Genomic DNA, 19440 nt, shown 5'->3' on the forward strand with positions numbered 1-19440 from the left:
GGCCTGCCTGTCACGGCAGCCCACCGGGGCCGTCGCGTGCCCGCCCTCAGCGCGGCGGGCCGGGGGCGGTTCCGTGCTCGCCGGTCACGATCTCGGCCAGGGTCTGCAGGCCCGGGTTGCTCTCGGCGAAGTACACGCCGTGGGCGTCGAACGGGTCCCGGCCCGGGTCCGACGCGAACACCCGCGCGCCGAACTGCTCCGACGACGGGTCGACGCCGTGCCACAGGTCGGCGTTGCCGCGCACCACCGCGTCCGTGGCCGAACCCGCGAAGAGGTAAGCAGGCCCGCCGAGCGCGTCCAGCGCCAGCTCGCCCTTCGAGGACGCGTACAGCACGATGTCGTTGCGGGACGTGGACGCCCACACGTGCCCGGGGTGCCCGAGCTCGGCCGCGCCGGCCACGCCCATGCCGGGGCTGCCCAGGGCGACGATCTCGTCGGCGACGACCGCGCCGTCGCGCTCGGCCACGCCGACCGCGAGGCTGCCGTAGGAGTGGCCGATCAGGCTCAGCCGTGCGGGCTCGCCCTCGTGCGCGGCGGCCAGCCCGGCCTGGAACGCGCCGAGGTCGCCGCGGGCGGCCAGCGCGGCGCGTTCGCTCGCCGCGTCCAGGCCGTCCGGCGGGTCGTAACCCAGCCACATCACCGTCGCCGTCGCGGCGTCCGGGGCCGTCGCCGCCGCCCGCGCCTGCAGCGCCGCGGCCCGGTCCACCTCACCGGCGAAGGCGTCCAGCGACGTGCCCACGCCCGGCACGTAGGTGGCCACGTTGTCGCTGCCGTCGGGGTCGCCGAAGGCCACCACCATCCGGCCGTCTCCGCTCGGGTCCAGCCGCAGCAGGTAGGCCCGTGGGTGCGCCTGGTCGAGCCGTTCGGCCAGGCCGGCCAGCGCGGTCAGCCGCTGCTGGGCGCCGGCCTCCGGCGGGCGCGCCGTGGCGGCGTCGCGCAGCCGGTCCAGCTCCCGGTCGAGCAGCTCCCGGTTGGCGCGGTCGCGGACCGCCGCAGGCACCCCGTCCAGCCTGCCGAGCTCCTCCGGCCGGGCGGCGACCAGCCAGACGCGCTCGGCGTCGGTCAGCCCGGCCCACCAGCGGGCCACGTCCGCCGGCGTGCCCGTCGCCGGCAGCGACACCCGGGTGCCGGACCAGGCCTGCGCGGCTGCCTTGGCCAGCGCGGTGAGGCGGCGGGAGATCTCCTCGTCGCTCGCCCGTGCCTCCCGCAGCACCGCGTCGATCTCGGCGGAGACCCGCACCGCCAGCGCCACATCCGACGCCCCGGGAGCCCGGCCCGCCAGTGGGGCCGCGTAGGCGCCGCCGCGCGACGCGGCCCACCCGACAGCGCCCGCCGGGCCGCCGGCCGATGTGCCGGCACTCGCCGGGACACTGCCCTGACCGCCGCGCATCCCGGGCGGGTCCGGCCGGGGGCCGTCCGGCACGACCACACTCACCTGCCCGTCGTCGGACACCTGCACGGCGGTGCCGCGCACCGCGGACAGCGCCTCGGCCAGCCGCCGCTGCAGCAGCCGGATCCGCTCGGCGTGCCGCCACAGCAGCTGGTCGACCTCCAGCAGCGCCGGGGGCGCGGTGGCGAGCCGGCGGCGGAGGGCCGCCCCGGACTCGCGGGCCGCGACGGCGGCGGTGCCGCCGTGCCAGAACCGCTCCTGCCCGGTGAGCCGAAGAGCCAGGTCGTCGTGGTGGTCGTCCAGCGCGCGACTCAGCCGCCGCCAGGCGGAGGCGCTGTCGACCCAGCGCGCGGGATCAGCGGCCAGCAGCAGCGCGTACGAGACGGTCATCGGCGCGCACCCGCCGCGGCGATCTTGCGGGCCAGTTGCGAGTCGCGATCGGCGTAGATCAGCCCGGCGACGCGCAGCCGTTCACCGAAGGCGGCCAGGTCGTCGGAGAAGCCGACCAGGTAGGTGCCCACCTCGTGGGCCAGCCCGGCCTGCGCCCCGCTCACGGCCCAGCCCGACGGCCCACTGGTGAGCCCGGTGGCGTACGGCACCTCGCGCGCGACCGCGTCGGCCAGCCGCGCCAGCCCGCCACCCAATCTGATCAGCTCGTCCGGCTCGACGTGCACGGGCTCGGGCACGGTCCCGGAAGGGTTCTCGGCATCCATACCGCCGATGCTTCCGCTCCGCGCCACCCCCGGCCAGCCTTGTGGATAACTCGGAGCCCGGTTGCCCACAGGTTTTCCACAGCCCTTGTCCACAGGTGATTGCCCTGGTAGGGGTCCTGTGGACAACGCCAGGGTCAGCCGCCGTGGACCAGCCGCCCGGCCACCCAGGTCAGCTGGGCACGTGCCGCCCCGATCTCCGCCGGCGGCCCGGCGAACGGGTCCCGGTCCAACACGGTCAGATCCGCGCGCAGGCCCGGCGCGATGCGCCCCGCGTCATCGAAGTGGTTCACGTACGCCGAACCGGCCGTGTACGCCGCCAGCGCCGCGTCCAGGTCGATCGCCTGCTCGGGGCCGAGCGGCGGCTCGTCGAAGCGGTAGCCGACCCGGTTCACCGCCACGTGGACCGCGCGCATCGGGTCGGGGTCGGACACCGGCCAGTCGCTGCCCGCGGCCAGCCGCCCGCCGCCGCGGTGCACCGCCCCGAACGGGTACTGCCAGCTCGCGCGCTCCGCGCCGAGGAACGGGATGGTCAGCTCGTCCATCGCCGGCTCGTGCGCCGCCCACAGGGCCTGCATGGTCACCGTCAGCCCGAGCTGGGCGAACCTCGGCACGTCGGCGGGATGCACCACCTGCACGTGCGCCACGTGATGCCGCAGCGGCGAGCCGGCCACCGGACCCACCGCGTCCAGCACCTCGCGGGTGGCCCGGTCGCCGATGGCGTGGAAGTGGACCTGGAACCCGGCCGCGTCCAGCACCGCCACGACCCCGGTCAGCTCGGCCGGATCGACCCGGGAGATACCCCTGCGGTCGGTCGCGCAGCCGCAGCTGTCGAGGTACGGGTCGAGCATCGCGGCGGTGAAGTTCTCCGCCACCCCGTCCTGCATGATCTTGACAGTCTCCGCGCGGAAGTTCGTCCCACCCGCGGTCCGCGCCCGCTCCCGGCGTGCCCGCAGCTCGTCGAGCTGCTCCAGGCCGCGCGACGGCTCCCACCACAGCGCGCCGCGCACCCGCGCGGTCAGCAGCCCTTCGGCGTCGGCGGCCAGGTATGCCTCGAACGCGTCCGGCCAGCCGCCGTAGTCGCCCAGGATCGCGTCCTGCCAGGCGGTCACCCCCAGCGCGTGCAGCCGCGACTGGGCCAGCAGCAGGGCCCGCCGGATCTCGGCCGCGTCCGGCCGCGGCGCCAGCTCGCCGACCAGCTCCATCGCGCTCTCGTGCAGCACGCCGGTCGGCTCGCCGTCGGCGTCGCGTTCGATCCGGCCGCCCTCGGGGTCGGGCGTGTGCCGGTCGATCCCGGCCAGCGCCAGCGCACGGGAATTGCACCAGGCACTGTGTGCGTCGCGTACCGCCAGGTAGACGGGGCGGTCGGGGACCACACGGTCGAGCATGGCCCGGTTCGGCTGGTCGCCGCCGAAGGCGTCGTACGACCAGCCCGCGCCCATCACCCAGGCCCGGTCGGGGTACGCGTGCGCATACCGGGCGACCTCGCCCAGGTACGCCGCCGCGTCGTGCTGCTCGGTCAGCTCGCAGCGCAGCAGGTTCAGCCCGGCGAAGACCGGGTGCACATGCGCGTCCTGGAAGCCCGGCAGCAGCAGGCGCCCAGCCAGGTCCACCACCTCGGTACGCCCGGTGACCAGTGATTTCATCTCGGCGTCGGAGCCGACCGCGACGATCACGCCGCGGTCTGCCGCCACCGCGGTCGCGCCCGGCGACCCGTACACGTTGCCGGAGCGAAGTACCAGATCCACACCTGAGACCTTAAGGTCAACACGTGATTGTCTCGGTGGGCAACGACGTCGTCCTGGTCGACCGCTTCGCACAGGCGCTGCGGCGTACCCCCAATCTGACCGAGCGCCTGTTCACCGAGGCCGAGCGCACCACCCGCAGCGGCAACCCGCGCTCGCCGGAGTCGCTGGCGGCCCGGTTCGCGGCCAAGGAGGCCGTCGCCAAGGCGCTCGGCGCACCGGCCGGGATGCAGTGGCACGACTGCGAGATCGTCGTCGACGCCGACGGCCGCCCCTGGCTGACCGTCTCCGGGACCGTCGCCGCGGTCGCCGCCGAGCGCGGCGTCGAGCGCTGGCACCTGTCCCTGTCCCACGACGGCGGTATCGCCTCCGCCGTGGTCATCGCCGAGGCGGGCCTGTGAACGCGTACCGCGGGCGGGCCGCGTCCAGGCCGCCGCTCGCGGCATGCAGTGCCGTGTCAGCAGGCCTTGCCGTGTCAGCGGGCCTCGCCGGTTCGGCAGGCCTTGCCGCGGCGGATACGGCAAGCACGCTCGTCTCCGATTCGGGCGCGAACGGGTGGTGCGGCGGGCGACACTCAGGCGCAGACGAGCGGAACGGAGCCCCCGCATGAGGTCGGTCTACCGCGTGGCGCAGGTGCGGGCCGCCGAGTCCGCGCTGATGGCGACGCTGCCCGCGGGCACGCTGATGCAGCGCGCCGCCGCGGGGCTGGCCCGCCGCTGCGCGGTCACCCTGCGCGGGCTCGGCGGGGTGTATGCCTCCCGCGTGGTCCTGCTGGTCGGGCCTGGCGACAACGGCGGCGACGCGCTGCACGCCGGAGCGATGCTGGCGCGGCAGGGCGTCTGGGTCGGCGCGCTGCTGAGCGACCCGGAACGCGCGCACGCCGAAGGCTTGGCCGCGCTGCGCGGCGCGGGCGGCCGGGTGTTGACCGACTGGCCTAAACAGCTCGACCTGGTCGTCGACGGCCTGCTCGGCATCGGTGCCACCGGCGCGCTGCGCGGCACCGCGCTGACGCTCGCCGAGCAGCTCGCCGCACTGGCCCCGCGCCCGCCCGTGATCGCGGTCGACGTGCCGTCCGGGGTGGCCGTGGACACCGGTGACGTGCCCGGCACCGCGATCCGCGCCGACGTGACCGTCGCCTTCGGCTGCCTCAAGCCCGCGCACGTGGTCGGCCCGGCCGCGGTGCTGGCCGGGCAGGTGGAACTCGTCGACATCGGGTTGGTCCCGCACCTGCACGGCGACCCGGCACTGCGCGTCGCCGACACCGCCGACATCGCCGCCTGGTGGCCGCAGCCCGGACCGGTCTCGGACAAGTACACCCGCGGCGTCGTCGGCGTGGCGACCGGCTCGGCCGGCTACCCCGGCGCTGCCCTGCTCTCCCTGTCCGGCGCGCTGGCCGGCCCGGCCGGGCTGGTCCGCTACGCCGGGTCGGCGCACGAGATCGTGGTGCCCGCCCACCCGAGCGTCATCGCCGCGCCGCGCGTCGCCGAGGCGGGACGGGTGCAGGCGTGGGTCTGCGGCAGCGGCCTGGGCACGGACGAGCGGGCCGCGGTCGAGGTGCGGGGTGTGCTGGCCGCGCCGGTGCCCGCGCTGCTCGACGCTGACGCCATCACCCTGCTCGTCGACGGCTCGATGGCCGGCGAGCTGCGCAGCCGGGACGCGCCGACGGTGCTCACCCCGCACGACCGGGAGTACGCCCGGCTCGCCGGTCAGGACCCCGGCGAGGACCGGGTCGCCGCCGCCCAGAAACTGGCCTCGTGGACCCGGTCGGTGGTGCTGCTCAAGGGCGACCGCACCGTCGTCGCCGGACCGTCCGGCGAGGCCTGGGTCAACCCCACCGGCACCCCCGCGCTGGCCACCGGCGGCACCGGTGACGTGCTGTCCGGCCTGCTCGGCTCGCTGCTCGCGGCCGGGGTGCCCGCGATCCGCGCGGCGGTCGCGGCGGCCTACGTACACGGACTGGCGGGGCGCATCGCCGCCGACTCCGGCCCGGTCACCGCCGTCGACGTGGCCGCCTCCCTGCGCGCCGCGGTCGCCTCGCTGGGTGTCGTCGCGACCGGCACGGCTCCGGTACGCGCCGCCTTCGGCGCGGTCTACCGCAGCGGCCCCCCCTAGCGGCCACGCCCCGCCGGGCGCACACATGTTGCGCCCACCCGCGACAATCGACGCGGATCAGGGGACGGAGGCAGCATGGCGGACGCGTCGGCGGACTGGGCCGACCTGCTGCGAGCCGATCGGGAATGCACCCGGGCCCGCGTTCGGATGGCGCCGGGCAACAGCGCGGCGGATGTGGCGGCGGGCCGGGCGGACCTCGTTCAGGCCGAGCAGGATTACGCCCGATGCCTGGGCAGGCTGCTCGCGGGCGATCCGACCGAGGTTCTCCGGCACGGACTGTCGACGAAGACGCGGCACACCCAGGACGACCGCCGCGTGGCGGTCCATGTCGTGTTCGAGGCGGAGGGCCTCCACCTCGACGTCATCCGCAGGCTGCTGCCGGAGTTGTTCGAGCTTTCGCTGGCTGTGCACTGGATCAGCGTCCGGATGTGGAAGGTCATCGGACAGCTGGACCCGCACGACCTGGTCGAAGACCTCACGCCGCTGGTCGCGGCGTTCCTGGCCGACCCGGAGCGCGACGCGTCGGAGTACTGGGGCGCCATCGGGCTGGCGCATCAGGTGCGACTCGTGCCGCTGGCGGACCTGCTGATGGATGCCGCCCGCCGCTCACCCGATCCGGAGATCCGCGGGGCCGCCGAGGGGTGGCACTACCCCGAGAACGACGCAGCCGAGTCCTGACCGAGCTCAGCCGCGCTCGGCGGCGGCTTCCGACAGGGCCGCGACGCGGTCGGACCAGTCGCCGTGGTGGCCGATCAGGTCGACCGTGCGGGAGTCGTCGTCGCGGCGGTCGATGCGGACCTCGAGGTACGCGTCGGCGAGCTGCTCGACCATGCCCTCGCCCCACTCGACCAGGGTCACCGAGTCCTCGACCGACGCGTCCAGGTCCAGGTCGTCGACCTGGGCGCGGGGGTCGGTGACGTTGCCCAGCCGGTACGCGTCCACGTGCACCATCGGCACGGTGCCGCCCGCGGCCCGGTCGGGGCGGTGCACCCGGGCGATGACGAACGTCGGCGACGTGACGTCACCGAGCACCCGCAGCCCGCGCCCGATGCCCTGGGCCAGCGCGGTCTTGCCGGCGCCGAGCGGGCCGCTCAGCACGAGGAGGTCACCGGCGCGCAGCACGGCGGCCAGCCGTACGCCGAAGTCGCGGGTGTCGTCGACGGTTGTGAGGATCATAGGAGCTCCAGCTCGTCCAGGAAGGTGACCAGCGCCTGGTTGACCTCGTCGGCGTGCTCCAGCATCACCACGTGGCCGCTGTCGGGGATCAGCACCAGTTTCGCGTGGGGCAGCAGCCGGCAGATCTCCTCGGAGTGGGACACCGGGGTGATCAGGTCTGCGTCGCCGACGACGACCATGACGGGCACCTGGTTGAGGGCGCGCAGGGCCGGGTAGCGGGCGTGGCTGTTGATGGTGCGCAGGTAGCGGGCGACGGTCTCGGTGGTGGTGCGCGAGTTCATCTGCTCCACGTACGAGACGAGGGCTGCGCTGGGCTTGTCGCCGCCGAAGCCGTACCGCCGGGTCAGCAGCCAGGCGAGGTCGGTGCTGGCCTGCCGGGCCTTGTCGATCATCGGGCCGGTGAACCGGGCCGCGCCGGTGAGCAGGGCGAGCAGCGGGCCGCTGGTGCGGTTGAGGATGTCGGGCAGGTTGCCGTAGCTGACGCCGTCGAGCTGGCCGCCGGAGGTGGAGATGAGCACGGCCCCGGCGACGCGGTCGGCGAACAGGTCGGGGTGCTGCTCGGCGCAGGCCATGATGGCCATGCCGCCCATCGAGTGGCCGACCAGCACGATCGGGCCGACCGGGGTGGTGGCCTTGATGACGTCGTAGAGGGCGTCACCGAGCGCGGGCAGCTCGTACTCGCCCTCGTGCAGGGCGGTGGACAGGCCGTGGCCGGGCTGGTCGTAGAAGACCATCCGGTGCTCGCCGAGCGCGTCGAGGGCCTTGCGCTGGAAGTGGAACGTGCCCTGGTCGAGGCAGAACCCGTGGACGAAGATGATGGTCGGCTCGGGCGGTCCGGCCTTGCCGTAGTCGACCGTGATCCCGTCGACCGGCTCGACGATCTCCACGTGCAGCTGTACGCCGTCGTCGGTGGTGACGGTGAGCGTCTCGTCGTAGGGCAGGCGGCCGAAGGGCTCGTCGGCGAACGGGTCGGTGTCCTGGCGGCGGGTGCGTTTGACGACCAGGCGCTCGACGGCGACACCCGCGGCGACGCCGGCCGCGGCGACACCGATGACGGCGCCGATCAGCCCTGCCTTGCGGCGGGTCGCCGGGACGACCTTGGCCACGGCCTTGTCCTCGGTCGTCGCGTCGCTCACGAGATCACCCCGTCGATGTGCATGCCGTGCCCTGCCGGGTGCCGTCGCAGGTTCCGCTCGCTCACGCGGCACCACCGCGGTACACCCGGGGCACCCGGGTGCTGCCGAAGCGCGTCACGATCTCGTAGTTGATGGTGCCGACGGCCTCGGCCCAGTCGTCGGCGGTGGGTTCGCCCTGGTCGCCGGGCCCGAACAGGGTCACCTCGTCGCCCTCGGTGACCTCGGCGTCGCCGACGTCGACCACGAACTGGTCCATGCAGACCCGCCCGGCGACGGTGTACCGGCCACCGTTGAGCTGCACCGGACCGAGGTTGGAGGCGTGCCGGGGGACCCCGTCGGCGTAGCCGAGCGGCACCAGTGCGACGGTCGACTCCCGCTGCGTGACGTAGGTGTGCCCGTAGGAGACGCCCTGCCCGGCGGGGATGCGCTTGGACAGCAGCACCCGGGCGCGGGCGGTCATCGCCGGGCGCAGCGTGGCCCGCACCGCGGGGTCGTCCAGCGGGGACAGTCCGTACACGGCGATGCCGGGGCGGACCAGGTCGAAATGGGTGTCGGGCCTGGTCAGCGTGGCCGCGGAGTTGGCCATGTGGCGCAGCTGCGGTTCGACGCCGAGGCGCTTGGCGACGTCGAGGGCGTCGGCGAAGCCGGCCAGCTGCCGGTCGACGGTCTCGTGGCCGGGTGCGTCGGCGCAGGCGAAGTGGCTCCACACGCCGACGACCTCGGCGTACCCGTCGGCTTGGGCCTTGCCCGCGGCCTCGACGAGCTGCGGCCAGTCAGGCGCGGCAGCCCCGCTGCGGGACAGCCCAGTGTCGATCTTGAGGTGGATCCGGGCGGCCCGCCCGGCCTCACGGGCTCCGGCGATCACCGCCGCGAGCTGCGACAGCCCGGCCACACTGAGGTCCACGTCACACCCGATCGCCCGGTCGACCGGCTGTCCGGGCAGCCACAGCCAGGCCAGCACCGGCGCGGTCAGGCCCGCGGCGCGCAGCCCGAACGCCTCCTCCAGGGTGCAGACGCCGAGCCAGGTCGCGCCGCCGGACAGCGCGGCGCGGGCGGCGGGGACCATGCCGTGCCCGTACCCGTCTGCCTTGACCACGGCCATGACCTGGGCAGGCGTACTGGACCGCAGCGTGCGCACGTTGGCGCGGATCGCGTCGAGGTCCACCACGACCTGGGACTGAGCGTCGGCCTGCCACATGAGTCCCAGCCTACCCAGCAGTACGCGGCGGACCCTCGAGGGCCGCGCCCGGTCCCACGTGGTGCCGCCCACTCCGGCCGCCCTGCCGAGCCGCCATCGATCATGAACCTGTGACCACGACACGCCGCCGAGCCGTGCCACAAGTTCATGATCATCTGGGTGGGGCGGGCGGCACAGTAGGGTGGGGGGCGTGTTGGTGCTGGTGTTGGATACCGCTACGCCTGCGGTCACCGCCGCGCTCGCCGAGGTGCACCCGTCCGGGCACGCCGTGCTGGCGCAGCGGGCGACGGTCGACGGCCGCGCGCATGGTGAGCTGCTCGCTCCGCAGATAGACGCGCTGCTGGCCGAGGCCGGGGTCAAGCCCCGCGACCTGGCCGCCGTCATCGCCGGGGTCGGGCCGGGCCCGTTCACCGGCCTGCGGGTCGGCCTGGTCACCGCCGCGTCGTTCACGATGGCCCTGGACATCCCGGCGTACGGCGTCTGCACGCTGGACGCGCTGGGTCTGCGCACCGCGGGCCGGGCCCTGGTCGCGACCGACGCGCGGCGGCGCGAGGTCTACTGGGCGGTGTACGCCGACGGCCGCCCGCTGACCGGCCCCGCCGTGGACAAGCCCGCCGACGTCGCGCCGAAACTGGCCGGGTACGCGGTGACCGCCGCGGTGGGCGAAGGCGCGGCGAAGTACGCCGACGTGTTCGGCCTGCCCGCCGGTGCGCAGCTCTACCCGGAGCCGTCGGCCCTCGTCGAGCTGGCCGCGTCGCGGGTCTGCGACGGCGCGCCGAGCGAGCCGCTGACGCCGCTCTACCTGCGCCGACCCGACGCGGTCGAGCCGGCCGCCCGCAAGCCGGCCCTGTCCGCGAGCGAGCGATGAAGATCGAGCGGCTGCGCTGGTGGCAGATCGAGGATCTGCTGCCGGTCGAGGCCGACCTGTTCGGCGCCGAGGCGTGGACCGCGGCGATGTTCTGGAACGAGCTGGCCAACGGCCACCACTACCTGATCGCCACCGAGGACGACGGCACCGTGCTCGGGTACGCCGGGCTGGCCGTCGGCCAGGGCGAGGGCTGGGTCAACAACATCGCGGTACGCCGCGACGCGCAGCGGCGCGGCATCGGCCGGGCCCTGCTGGAGGCGCTGCTGGCCGAGGGCCGGCGGCACCAGGTGAAGCAGGTGCTGCTGGAGGTCGCCGCGGACAACACGCCGGCCCAGCGCCTCTATGCCGCCTACGGCTTCGAGGCGATCGGCATCCGCAAGGGCTACTACCAGCCCAGCAACACCGACGCACTGGTGATGCGCCGGGAAGAGCCGTGACATACATCCGCGAGCGCAGCGAGGAGAAGGCGTGAGCAGCGAACCCCTGGTCCTGGGGATCGAGAGCAGCTGTGACGAGACCGGCGTCGGCATCGTGCGGGGGCACACCCTGCTGGCCGACGCGCTGGCGTCCAGCGTGGACGAGCACGCCCGCTTCGGCGGGGTGGTGCCCGAGGTGGCCAGCCGCGCGCACCTGCAGGCGCTGGTGCCGACGCTGCACCGGGCCCTGGACGAGGCCGGGGTGACCCTGGCCGACATCGACGCCATCGCCGTCACCGCCGGTCCCGGCCTGGCCGGGGCGCTGCTGGTCGGCGTCGCCGGGGCCAAGGGCCTGGCGCTGGCCACCGAGAAGCCCATCTACGGCGTGAACCACCTCGCGGCGCACGTCGCGGTGGACACCCTGGAGCACGGCCCGCTGCCGGAGCCCGCGATCGCGCTGCTGGTCTCGGGCGGGCACTCCTCGCTGCTGAGGGTCGACGACCTGGCCCGTGGGGTGACCCCGCTCGGCGCGACCATCGACGACGCAGCCGGGGAGGCCTTCGACAAGGTGGCCCGGCTGCTGGGCATGCCGTTCCCGGGCGGCCCGCCGATCGACAAGGCGGCGCGCGACGGCGACCCGCTGGCGATCACCTTCCCGCGCGGCCTGACCGGGCCGAAGGACCTGGTCGAGCACCGGTTCGACTTCTCCTTCTCCGGGCTGAAGACCGCTGTGGCGCGCTGGGTCGAGGCGCGCGAGCGGTCCGGTGAGCCGGTGCCGGTCAACGACGTCGCGGCGAGCTTCCAGGACGCGGTCTGCGACGTGCTGACCCGCAAGGCCATCGACGCCTGCCGGACCCAGGGCATCGAGACGCTCGTCATCGGCGGCGGCGTGGCCGCGAACTCGCGGCTGAAGGCGATGGCGGCCGAGCGCGCGGCGAAGTACGGCATCACCGTGCGGGTGCCGCGGCCCAAGCTGTGCACCGACAACGGGGCCATGGTGGCCGCGCTCGGCGCGCATCTGGTGGCCGCCGGAACGGCACCGTCCAAGCTGGACTTCGCGGCCGACTCCGCGATGCCGCTGACGCTTGTCGGGGTGTAGCTTTGCCCGGTGCTGTGGGCGACGACGTGATCGTGCGTATGTGGGAGGTGCGCGCCTACCCGCGTACCTTCACCGATCTGCTGACCTGGGTGTGTGACGAGGCGGTGCCGCGGCTGGAGGTCGAGCCGCTGCACATCGCGAGCGAGGTGTTCTCCTCGACGGACCTGCGCATCGTGGTGATCTCGCGCTGGCGCGGGGACCCCCGCCCCCTCGCCGACCCCCCCGACGGCCTCGCCGCCCGCTCCCCTCACGTCTGGGACTTCGCCCCCGTCGACCGCTGACCCGCCGCGCCGCCGCGGCCCGCCCCGGGGCGGTGAAGATCGCTGTTTCTGGTCGGAATCTGCGGTTCCACCTCACTGATCGACCCGAAACGGCGATCTTGGGCGCGTCGGTGGCTGTCGTGCGGGCGAGTGTCGGCGTGGCGTGGCGGCGCGGGCCGCAGCGGGCGGCGACGATGAGAGCCACCCCCGGTTCGAGGGGGTACGCATGGTCTCGCGTCGTGGGGTGCTGTTCGGCGGCGGTGCCGTGGTCGTGGCGGGGCTGTTCGGGCGGCCGGCGAGCGCGGAGGGCCCGGCGAGCGATCCGTTCACGCTGGGTGTGGCCTCGGGTGACCCGTCCCCGGACGGATTCGTGATCTGGACCCGGCTGGCGGTGAGCCCGATGTCCGACGACGGCCGCGGGGGCATGGCCGACCGGGCTTACGAACTCTGGTGGCAGGTCGCCCACGACGAGCACTTCACCCGGCTGGCCGTGTCCGGCACGACCTGGGCGGAGCCGTCCTGGGCGCACAGCGTGCACGTCGAACCGTCGGGCCTCGCGCCTGGCCGGGAGTACTTCTACCGCTTCGGCGTCGACCGCTGGATCTCCCCGGTGGGCCGTACCCGCACCGCCCCGGCCCGTGGCTCGATGCCGATAGCGCTGGACTTGGCCTTCCTGTCGTGCGCGCAGTACGAGCACGGCTTCTTCACCGGCTACCGCCGGATCGCGGAGTCCGAACCGGAGCTGATCGTGCATCTGGGCGACTACGTCTACGAGTACGCGGCCCGGGTCTACAACGCGCCGAGCGGCAACGTGCGCGACCATGCCGGTCCGGAGACCCAGTCCCTGGCTAACTACCGGCAGCGTTTCGCGCAGTACAAGCTGGACCCGGATCTGCAGGCGGCGCACGCGGTCGCGCCGTGGCTGGTGGTCTTCGACGACCACGAGGTGGACAACAACTGGGCGGGGCCGGTGCCGGAGCGGCCGAACCCGCGCTTCGAGCAGCGCCGCACCGCGGCGATGCGGGCGTACTGGGAGAACATGCCGCTGCGCAACGCCCGGCAGCCGCGCGGCACGGCGCTGCCGCTGTACCGCCGGGTGCGCTGGGGCGGCCTGGCCACCTTCCACCTGCTCGACACCCGGCAGTATCGCGACGACCAGGGCTGCGGCGACGGCTACCGGGACTGCCCGGCGGCCGGCGACCCGGCCCGCTCAATCCTCGGCGCGCCGCAGGAGAAGTGGCTGCTGGACGGGTTCCGGCGCAGCGGCGCGACCTGGGACATCCTGGGCCAGCAGGTCTTCTTCGCGCAGCGCGACAGGGACCCGGGGCCGGTGCTGAGCACGAGCCAGGACGCCTGGGACGGGTACGCGGCCTCGCGGCAGCGGGTGGTGCAGGGCTGGCTCGACGCGAAGGTGCGCAACGCGGTGGTGCTGACCGGCGACGTGCACGCGCACTGGGCGGCCGATGTCAAGCTGGACTTCGCCGACCCGGACGCGCCGGTGGTCGGGTCGGAGCTGGTCTGCACCTCGCTGACCACGGGCGGCGACGGGTCCGACTCGGACCCGGCGACGCACCCGTTCCTGGCCCACAACAAGCACCTGCGCCTCTACAACGGCCAGCGCGGCTACGTGCGCGCCACGGTCACCCCGGCCGAGCTGACCGCGGACTTCATGACCCTGCCGTACGTGCACCGCGCCGGCGCGCCCGCCCAGCGCAAGGCGGGCTTCGTGATCGCGGACGGCGTGCCCGGCCTGCAGCGGCGCTACCTGCGCCCGTACACCGGGCCGCAGGCGTTCTCGCCGCAGGAGCAGGCCGACCGCACGGTGTGGTCGGAGACGGAGCGTCCGTGACGATTTCCCGGCCGTGCGGAGGTGCCGCGAGCGTCCCACCCTCCGGTAACCTCTGCGCGTGCTGGACATCCGGAGGGCGCGACGGCGGGGCGCGATCCTGTTCGACCTCTACGAAACCCTGATCCCGGATCGGACGCCCGCGCAGCGTGACGAGGTCAGCCGACGGATGGCCGGGGCGCTGGGCGTGGATCCGGACGGGTTCGCCACCCTGTTCCGGGGCACGATGGCGGCCCGGATGCGCGGCGAGTTCGGCACGCTGAGCGAGACCATCCGCACCCTGGCGTACCGGCTGGGCGGTGAGCCCACGGACGCGGCGGTGCGCTTCGCGGAGGTGGCCCGGCTGCGGTTCACCCGGGAGGTGCTCTGGCCCTCCGCCCGCGTGCTGGCGGTGCTGGACGGGCTGCGCGCCGCGGGCCACCCCCTGGGACTGGTCACGAACTGCTCGACGGAGACCGTGACGCTGTGGCGGGAGCAGCCGCTGGCGCCGCGGTTCGACGTCGCGGGGTTCTCCTGCCTGCTCGGGGTGACCAAGCCCGACCCGGTGCTGTTCCTCAAGGTGTGCGGGGACCTGGGCGTCCCGCCGCAGGAGTGCGTCTTCGTCGGCGACGGTCACGGCGGCGAGCTGGCCGCGGCCGCGGCGCTGGGGATGCGGGTGGTGCGCTCGGTCGAGCACGCCGACAGCGATCCGGGCTGGAACGGGGAGACCGTCCACCGTCTGGGTGACCTGCCCGCCCTGCTGGCTGCCTGAATGCCGGGAAAACCGGTGGCGCTCGACGGGGTGGACTAGTAAGTTCGGCTCCGCTATGCGTTCCTTACCTCTGGCCGATCCCGGCACCCCCGACAGCAGGTCAGCCTTCCGGTATCTGTGGTGGCTGGCCTCGCACCAGTTCCGGACCATCGGCCTGGGCATGTTCTTCGGCATCACCTGGATGCTGGTGGGCGCGCTGATACCCATGGTCATCGGTAAGGCGATCGATGCCGGCATCACCACCAAGGACACCTCCGCCCTGGCCCGCTGGGCCGGGGCGTTCATGCTGCTGGGGCTGGTGCAGGCGGGCAGCGGCATCATGCGCCACCGCAACGCGGTGTTCAACTGGATGTCGGCGAACTTCCGCACCGTGCAGGCGGTCGTGCGGCACGCCAACCGCCTCGGCGCGACCCTGCCCAAGCGCATGGCCACCGGTGAGGTCGTCGCCATCGGCGCCGCCGACACCAGCCACATCGGCAACGCGCTCGACATCACCGCCCGCGGCTCGGCCGCGGTCGTCAGCCTGATCACCGTCACCGTCATCCTGCTGACCGCGTCGGTCAAGCTGGGTCTGGTGGTGCTGCTCGGCGTGCCGGTGCAGATGGCGGTGGTGAGCCTGCTCATCAAGCCGCTGCACCGCCGCCAGCAGGCATACCGCGACCAGCAGGGGGCGCTCACCGGGCGGGCAGTCGACATCGTCGCGGGCCTGCGCGTGCTGCGCGGCATCGGCGGCGAGCAGGTCTTCGCCGACCGCTACCGGACCCAGTCGCAGCAGCTGCGCGAGGCGGGCGTACGGGCGGCGCGGATCGACTCGCTGCTGGAGTCGATCCAGGTGCTGATGCCCGGACTGTTCCTGGCCCTGGTCACCTGGCTCGGCGCGCGGCTCGCCGTCGCGGGCGAGATCGGGCCGGGTGACCTGGCGGCCTTCTACGGTTATGCCGCGTTCCTGGTCATGCCGATGCGCACGCTCGCGGAGATGCTGGAGAAGATGACGCGCGGCCATGTCTCGGCGGGCCGGGTGCTCAAGGTGCTGCGGCTCGAACCGGAGATCACCGCCCCGGCGTCGCCGCAGCCGCTGCCCGAACACGGCACGCTGGTGGACGTGAAGTCCGGCCTGTCCCTGCGGCCCGGCGTGCTGACCGTGCTGGCCGCGGACCGGCCCGAGGACGCGATCGAGATCGCCGACCGGCTCGGCCGGTACGCCGAGGGCGAGGTGACCCTGGGCGGCGTGCCGCTGTCCGCCGCGACGCGGGACGAGGTGCGCGCCCGCATCCTGGTCGCCGACAACAACGCCCGGCTGTTCAGCGGCCCGCTGCGCGAGGAGCTGGACCCCACCGGCACGGCCGTCGACGAGCAGATCCTCGCCGCGCTGCGGGTCGCCAGCGCCGAGGAGGTCCTCGACGCGCTGCCGGACGGCCTCGCCGCGTTCGTCGCCGAGCGCGGGCGGGAGTTCTCCGGCGGCCAGCAGCAGCGGCTGCGGCTGGCCCGGGCGCTGCTCGCCGACGCGCCGATCCTGATCATGGTCGAGCCGACCAGCGCCGTCGACGCGCACACCGAGGCCCGTATCGCGCGCCGCATCGGCCCCGCCCGGCAGGGCCGCACCACGCTGCTCGCCGCCACCAGCCCGCTGCTGCTGGACCAGGCCGATCACGTCGTCTTCGTCGACGACGGCAAGGTCATTGCCGAGGGCACCCACCGCGAGCTGCTGGCGGGCGAGCCCCGCTACCGCGCCGTGGTGACCAGGAGCGTGGACGCATGAGCGAGCGCAGCGAGCGAATCATGTGGACGGGCCAGGCCGCCGACGAGCGCGGCGAGGAGAAGGCGTGAGCGAGCGCAGCGAGCGAACCATGCGGTGGGGGCAGTCTCATGCCGCCGACGAGCGCAGCGAGGAGAAGGCATGAGCAGGGTGCAACTGCCGGTCGCGGACGTGGCCGCGGTGCGCCGGTATGCCCGGCAGCTGCTCGGCCGGCACCCCGGCGCGCTCGCCCGGGTCGTCGTGCTGCACGGGCTCGCCGCGCTGGCGGGCCTGGTCACGCCGTACCTGCTCGGGCGGCTGATCGGCGGCATCGGCAACGGCATGACGCTGTCCGACGTCGACGGGATCGCCCTCGCGCTGGTGACGTTCGTGCTGGTGCAGGCCGTGCTCACCCGGTTCGCCGCGTTCGCGTCGGCGACGCTGGGCGAGCGGGTGCTGGCCGAGCTGCGTGAGGAGTTCGTCGACCGGGTGCTGGCCATCCCGCTGTCCACCGTGGAGCGGGCGGGCACCGGTGACCTGGTCACCCGTACCAGCCGGGATGTCGCGCAGCTGTCGCACAGCATGCGCCGGGGCGTGCCGGAGACGCTGATCGCCCTGATCACGCTGCTGCTGACCGCGGCGGCCCTGGTCTGGCTGTCCCCGCTGCTGGCCCTGCCCTGCCTGGTCGGCGCGCCGATCATCGTCGGCGGCGCCCGCTGGTACCTGCGCCGCGCGCCCAAGGCCTACCTGCGCGAGAACGCCGCCTCCTCCGAGGTCATCGACGGGCTCACGGAGACCTTCGACGGCGCGCGGACCACCGAGGCGCTGCGCACCGGCGCCCGCCGGATCCGCCGCACCGACCACGACCTGCACGAGCAGTACCGGGCCGAGCGGGCCACGCTGCGGCTGCGCACCTTCTTCTGGCCGATCGTCGACCTGGGCTTCACCCTGCCCGTGGCGGCAACGCTGCTGCTGGGCGGCTGGTTCTACATCAAGGGCTGGGTGCCGCTGGCCCTGGTCGTCACCGCGGTGTTCTACGTGCAGCAGCTGATCGAGCCGATCGACCGGCTGCTCGGCTGGGCCGATGAGCTGCAGGTCGGCGCGACGTCGCTGGCCCGGCTGCTGGGCGTGGCCGAGATCGCCGACGACCGGGAGGTCACCGGCGTGCGCCCCGACTCGGAGCGGCTCACTGCGACGGACGTGCGCTACGCGTACGTCGAGGGCCGCGACGTGCTGCACGGCGTCGACCTGTCCATCGCGCCCGGCGAGCGGCTGGCCATGGTCGGCCCGTCCGGCGCGGGCAAGTCGACGCTGGGGCGGCTGCTGGCGGGCATCGACGGGCCGCGTACCGGCACCGTCGCCGTCGGCGGCGCGCCGCTGGTCGAGCTGCCGCTGGAGGAGCTGCGCGGCCACGTCGCGCTGGTCACCCAGGAGCACCACGTCTTCGTGGGCACGCTGCGCGACAACCTGGCCCTGGCCCGGCCGGACGCGTCCGAGGAGCGGCTGCGCGAGGCGCTGGCCGCCGTCGACGCGCTGGACTGGGTGGACGAGCTGCCCGCGGGCCTCGACACGGAGGTCGGCGGCGGGCGGCATGAGATCTCACCCGCGCAGGCGCAGCAGCTTGCGCTCGCCCGCCTCGTGCTGGCCGACCCGCACACACTGGTGCTGGACGAGGCGACCTCGCTGATCGACCCGCGCGCGGCCCGGCACCTGGAACGCTCGCTGGCCGCGGTGCTGGACGGGCGGACCGTGGTCGCGATCGCGCACCGGTTGTTCTCGGCGCACGACGCCGACCGGGTCGCCGTGGTCGAGGACGGCCGCATCGCGGAGCTGGGCTCGCATGACGAGCTCGTCGCCGCCGACGGTTCCTATGCCGCGCTCTGGCGGTCCTGGCAGTCCTGACCGCGTTCCGCAGCCCGTTCTTCATAGACGTTGGCCTATCTGGATGAGTTCGATCGCCGAATTCTCATCTGGATAGGCCAACGTCTATCGGGGGGCGGGTGAGCCGCCCGCGGCTGGTCCGGTCAGGGCCGCGTGGACCGCGTCGGGGCCGCCGAGGCGGGCGGCCAGGGCGGGGGAGAGGTAGAGGGACTCGACGGTGCGGGTGTGCCGGCCGTTGAGGGTGGCCTGGGAGGACGTGCCCGCGTCGAGGTGCAGGTGGAGCAGGCCGAGTTCGGCGGGGAGCGGGTCGCCGTAGGTGCGTTCGGCGGCGTCGCCTTCGCGGGACGGACCGTCGTAGGACAGGCCGTCGTAGGACAGCAGGAACGAGGTGTTCCGGGCGACTGCCTCGCGCAGTCGGGCCACGAACGCCTCGCGGGGCAGCCCGGCCATGTACCGGTGGTCCCGGGCCTGGCTCACGCCCTGGTAGGGCGGGTCGAGGTAGACGACGTCGGCGGGTTCGGCGCTGCTGAGCACGTCGGCGTAGTCGGCGGTGTACGCCCGGCAGCCGGACAGGACCCGGGCGGTGGCGGCCAGCCGGGTGCGCATCGCGGCTGGGCGCGCGCCCAGCCGCCGCCGGTCGGGGCCTTGGTTGAAGCCGCCGTCGCGGTTGTAGCGCACCGCCGCCTTGACGCAGCGGGCGAGCAGGTAGAGCAGGCAGTGCGGCTCGTGGGTCTGGTTGAAGCGGGTGCGCACCGCGTCGTAGTACGCCTTCGGGTCGGCCAGCTGCTCGTGCCACAGCCGTTCGTAGTCGTCGGCGAGCGCGACCGGCTCGGCCAGCACCCGCTGCCACAGCCGCATCAGCGGCTCGTTCACGTCGCTGATCTCCGCGGTGTCGCCGATGCGCAGGTGGCGGGCGGCGATGGCGACGGCGGCCGACCCGGCGAACGGCTCCAGCAGCCGGGCGGTGTCCGGCGGCAGCAGCGGCACGATCGCGTGTGCGAGCTGCCGCTTGCTGCCCTGGTACGGGATCGCGTGCGGCGCGTCGGACAGGCCGGGCAGGCGACGAGGCGGGAAGGGGGCGAGCACAACCATCCATTGTGCTGGATGGTTCGGGCTA

General features: G+C 74.1%; 18 protein-coding genes. 11 read left to right on the top strand and 7 right to left on the bottom strand.

Annotated elements, in window-relative coordinates; all coding sequences use genetic code 11:
* Nucleotides 1-46: 46 nt before the first annotated feature.
* The 3 genes from F6W97_RS31125 to F6W97_RS31135 all read right to left on the bottom strand — a co-directional run bounded on the left by F6W97_RS31125 (nucleotide 47) and on the right by F6W97_RS31135 (nucleotide 3848).
* Complete coding sequence (locus tag F6W97_RS31125; RefSeq protein WP_155374122.1) at nucleotides 47-1780, bottom strand: alpha/beta hydrolase; 1734 nt, start codon at nucleotides 1778-1780, stop codon at nucleotides 47-49.
* Nucleotides 1777-2103: a WXG100 family type VII secretion target gene (locus tag F6W97_RS31130; protein ID WP_155374123.1), complete on the bottom strand. Its 327-nt coding sequence runs from the start codon at nucleotides 2101-2103 to the stop codon at nucleotides 1777-1779. Before F6W97_RS31130 ends, F6W97_RS31125 begins: the two co-directional genes overlap by 4 nt.
* A 134-nt stretch (nucleotides 2104-2237) precedes the next feature.
* A complete protein-coding gene (locus F6W97_RS31135; RefSeq protein WP_230687123.1) occupies nucleotides 2238-3848 on the bottom strand; it encodes an amidohydrolase in 1611 nt (536 codons plus the stop codon).
* Nucleotides 3849-3871: 23 nt separating this feature from the next.
* Here F6W97_RS31135 and F6W97_RS31140 point away from each other — a divergent pair, with 23 nt between their 5' ends.
* The 3 genes from F6W97_RS31140 to F6W97_RS31150 all read left to right on the top strand — a co-directional run bounded on the left by F6W97_RS31140 (nucleotide 3872) and on the right by F6W97_RS31150 (nucleotide 6635).
* Nucleotides 3872-4246 carry a holo-ACP synthase gene (locus tag F6W97_RS31140; RefSeq protein WP_144121796.1) on the top strand — a complete coding sequence of 125 codons (375 nt, stop codon included), beginning with the start codon at nucleotides 3872-3874 and terminating at the stop codon, nucleotides 4244-4246.
* A gap of 205 nt (nucleotides 4247-4451) precedes the next feature.
* A complete protein-coding gene (locus F6W97_RS31145; protein ID WP_155374124.1) occupies nucleotides 4452-5957 on the top strand; it encodes an NAD(P)H-hydrate dehydratase in 1506 nt (501 codons plus the stop codon).
* A gap of 75 nt (nucleotides 5958-6032) precedes the next feature.
* Nucleotides 6033-6635, top strand: a complete 603-nt coding sequence (locus tag F6W97_RS31150; protein ID WP_155374125.1) for a hypothetical protein — start codon at nucleotides 6033-6035, stop codon at nucleotides 6633-6635.
* A gap of 6 nt (nucleotides 6636-6641) precedes the next feature.
* Here the strand turns inward: F6W97_RS31150 and tsaE are convergent, their stop codons facing one another.
* The 3 genes from tsaE to alr form a co-directional block, all read right to left on the bottom strand.
* Complete coding sequence (gene tsaE, locus F6W97_RS31155) at nucleotides 6642-7133, bottom strand: tRNA (adenosine(37)-N6)-threonylcarbamoyltransferase complex ATPase subunit type 1 TsaE (protein WP_155374126.1); 492 nt, start codon at nucleotides 7131-7133, stop codon at nucleotides 6642-6644.
* Entirely contained in the window at nucleotides 7130-8269 is a 1140-nt protein-coding gene (locus F6W97_RS31160) for an alpha/beta fold hydrolase (protein ID WP_230687124.1), read from the bottom strand. The genes tsaE and F6W97_RS31160 overlap by 4 nt, the downstream gene beginning before the upstream one ends.
* 61 nt (nucleotides 8270-8330) lie before the next feature.
* The gene (alr, locus tag F6W97_RS31165) at nucleotides 8331-9467 is read right to left on the bottom strand and encodes an alanine racemase (protein WP_155374127.1); all 1137 of its coding nucleotides are present in this window, start codon (nucleotides 9465-9467) and stop codon (nucleotides 8331-8333) included.
* 190 nt (nucleotides 9468-9657) lie between these two features.
* On the opposite strand from alr, the gene tsaB reads away from it, so the two are divergent.
* The 8 genes from tsaB to F6W97_RS31205 all read left to right on the top strand — a co-directional run bounded on the left by tsaB (nucleotide 9658) and on the right by F6W97_RS31205 (nucleotide 18344).
* Nucleotides 9658-10335, top strand: coding sequence for a tRNA (adenosine(37)-N6)-threonylcarbamoyltransferase complex dimerization subunit type 1 TsaB (tsaB, locus tag F6W97_RS31170; protein ID WP_155374128.1), 678 nt, complete (start codon nucleotides 9658-9660; stop codon nucleotides 10333-10335).
* Nucleotides 10332-10772 carry a ribosomal protein S18-alanine N-acetyltransferase gene (rimI, locus tag F6W97_RS31175; RefSeq protein ID WP_155374129.1) on the top strand — a complete coding sequence of 147 codons (441 nt, stop codon included), beginning with the start codon at nucleotides 10332-10334 and terminating at the stop codon, nucleotides 10770-10772. The genes tsaB and rimI overlap by 4 nt, the downstream gene beginning before the upstream one ends.
* A gap of 31 nt (nucleotides 10773-10803) precedes the next feature.
* A complete protein-coding gene (tsaD, locus tag F6W97_RS31180; RefSeq protein ID WP_155374130.1) occupies nucleotides 10804-11850 on the top strand; it encodes a tRNA (adenosine(37)-N6)-threonylcarbamoyltransferase complex transferase subunit TsaD in 1047 nt (348 codons plus the stop codon).
* Between the two features lie 26 nt (nucleotides 11851-11876).
* A complete protein-coding gene (locus F6W97_RS31185; protein WP_155374264.1) occupies nucleotides 11877-12131 on the top strand; it encodes a hypothetical protein in 255 nt (84 codons plus the stop codon).
* Between the two features lie 205 nt (nucleotides 12132-12336).
* Entirely contained in the window at nucleotides 12337-13959 is a 1623-nt protein-coding gene (locus F6W97_RS31190) for an alkaline phosphatase D family protein (RefSeq protein WP_155374131.1), read from the top strand.
* A gap of 58 nt (nucleotides 13960-14017) precedes the next feature.
* A complete protein-coding gene (locus tag F6W97_RS31195) occupies nucleotides 14018-14707 on the top strand; it encodes an HAD family hydrolase (protein WP_196279403.1) in 690 nt (229 codons plus the stop codon).
* A 55-nt stretch (nucleotides 14708-14762) separates the two neighbouring features.
* On the top strand, nucleotides 14763-16466 hold the full coding sequence (locus F6W97_RS31200; protein ID WP_155374133.1) for an ABC transporter ATP-binding protein: 1704 nt from the start codon (nucleotides 14763-14765) through the stop codon (nucleotides 16464-16466).
* Nucleotides 16467-16604: 138 nt separating this feature from the next.
* Complete coding sequence (locus tag F6W97_RS31205) at nucleotides 16605-18344, top strand: ABC transporter ATP-binding protein (RefSeq protein ID WP_155374134.1); 1740 nt, start codon at nucleotides 16605-16607, stop codon at nucleotides 18342-18344.
* 84 nt (nucleotides 18345-18428) lie between these two features.
* Here the strand turns inward: F6W97_RS31205 and F6W97_RS31210 are convergent, their stop codons facing one another.
* Nucleotides 18429-19409 (bottom strand): DNA adenine methylase, encoded by a 981-nt coding sequence (locus tag F6W97_RS31210; RefSeq protein ID WP_196279404.1) that lies wholly within the window; start codon nucleotides 19407-19409, stop codon nucleotides 18429-18431.
* Nucleotides 19410-19440 lie beyond the last annotated feature (31 nt).

Origin of the sequence: Catellatospora vulcania (assembly GCF_009720385.1) — a bacterium.
GTDB lineage: Bacteria > Actinomycetota > Actinomycetes > Mycobacteriales > Micromonosporaceae > Catellatospora > Catellatospora vulcania.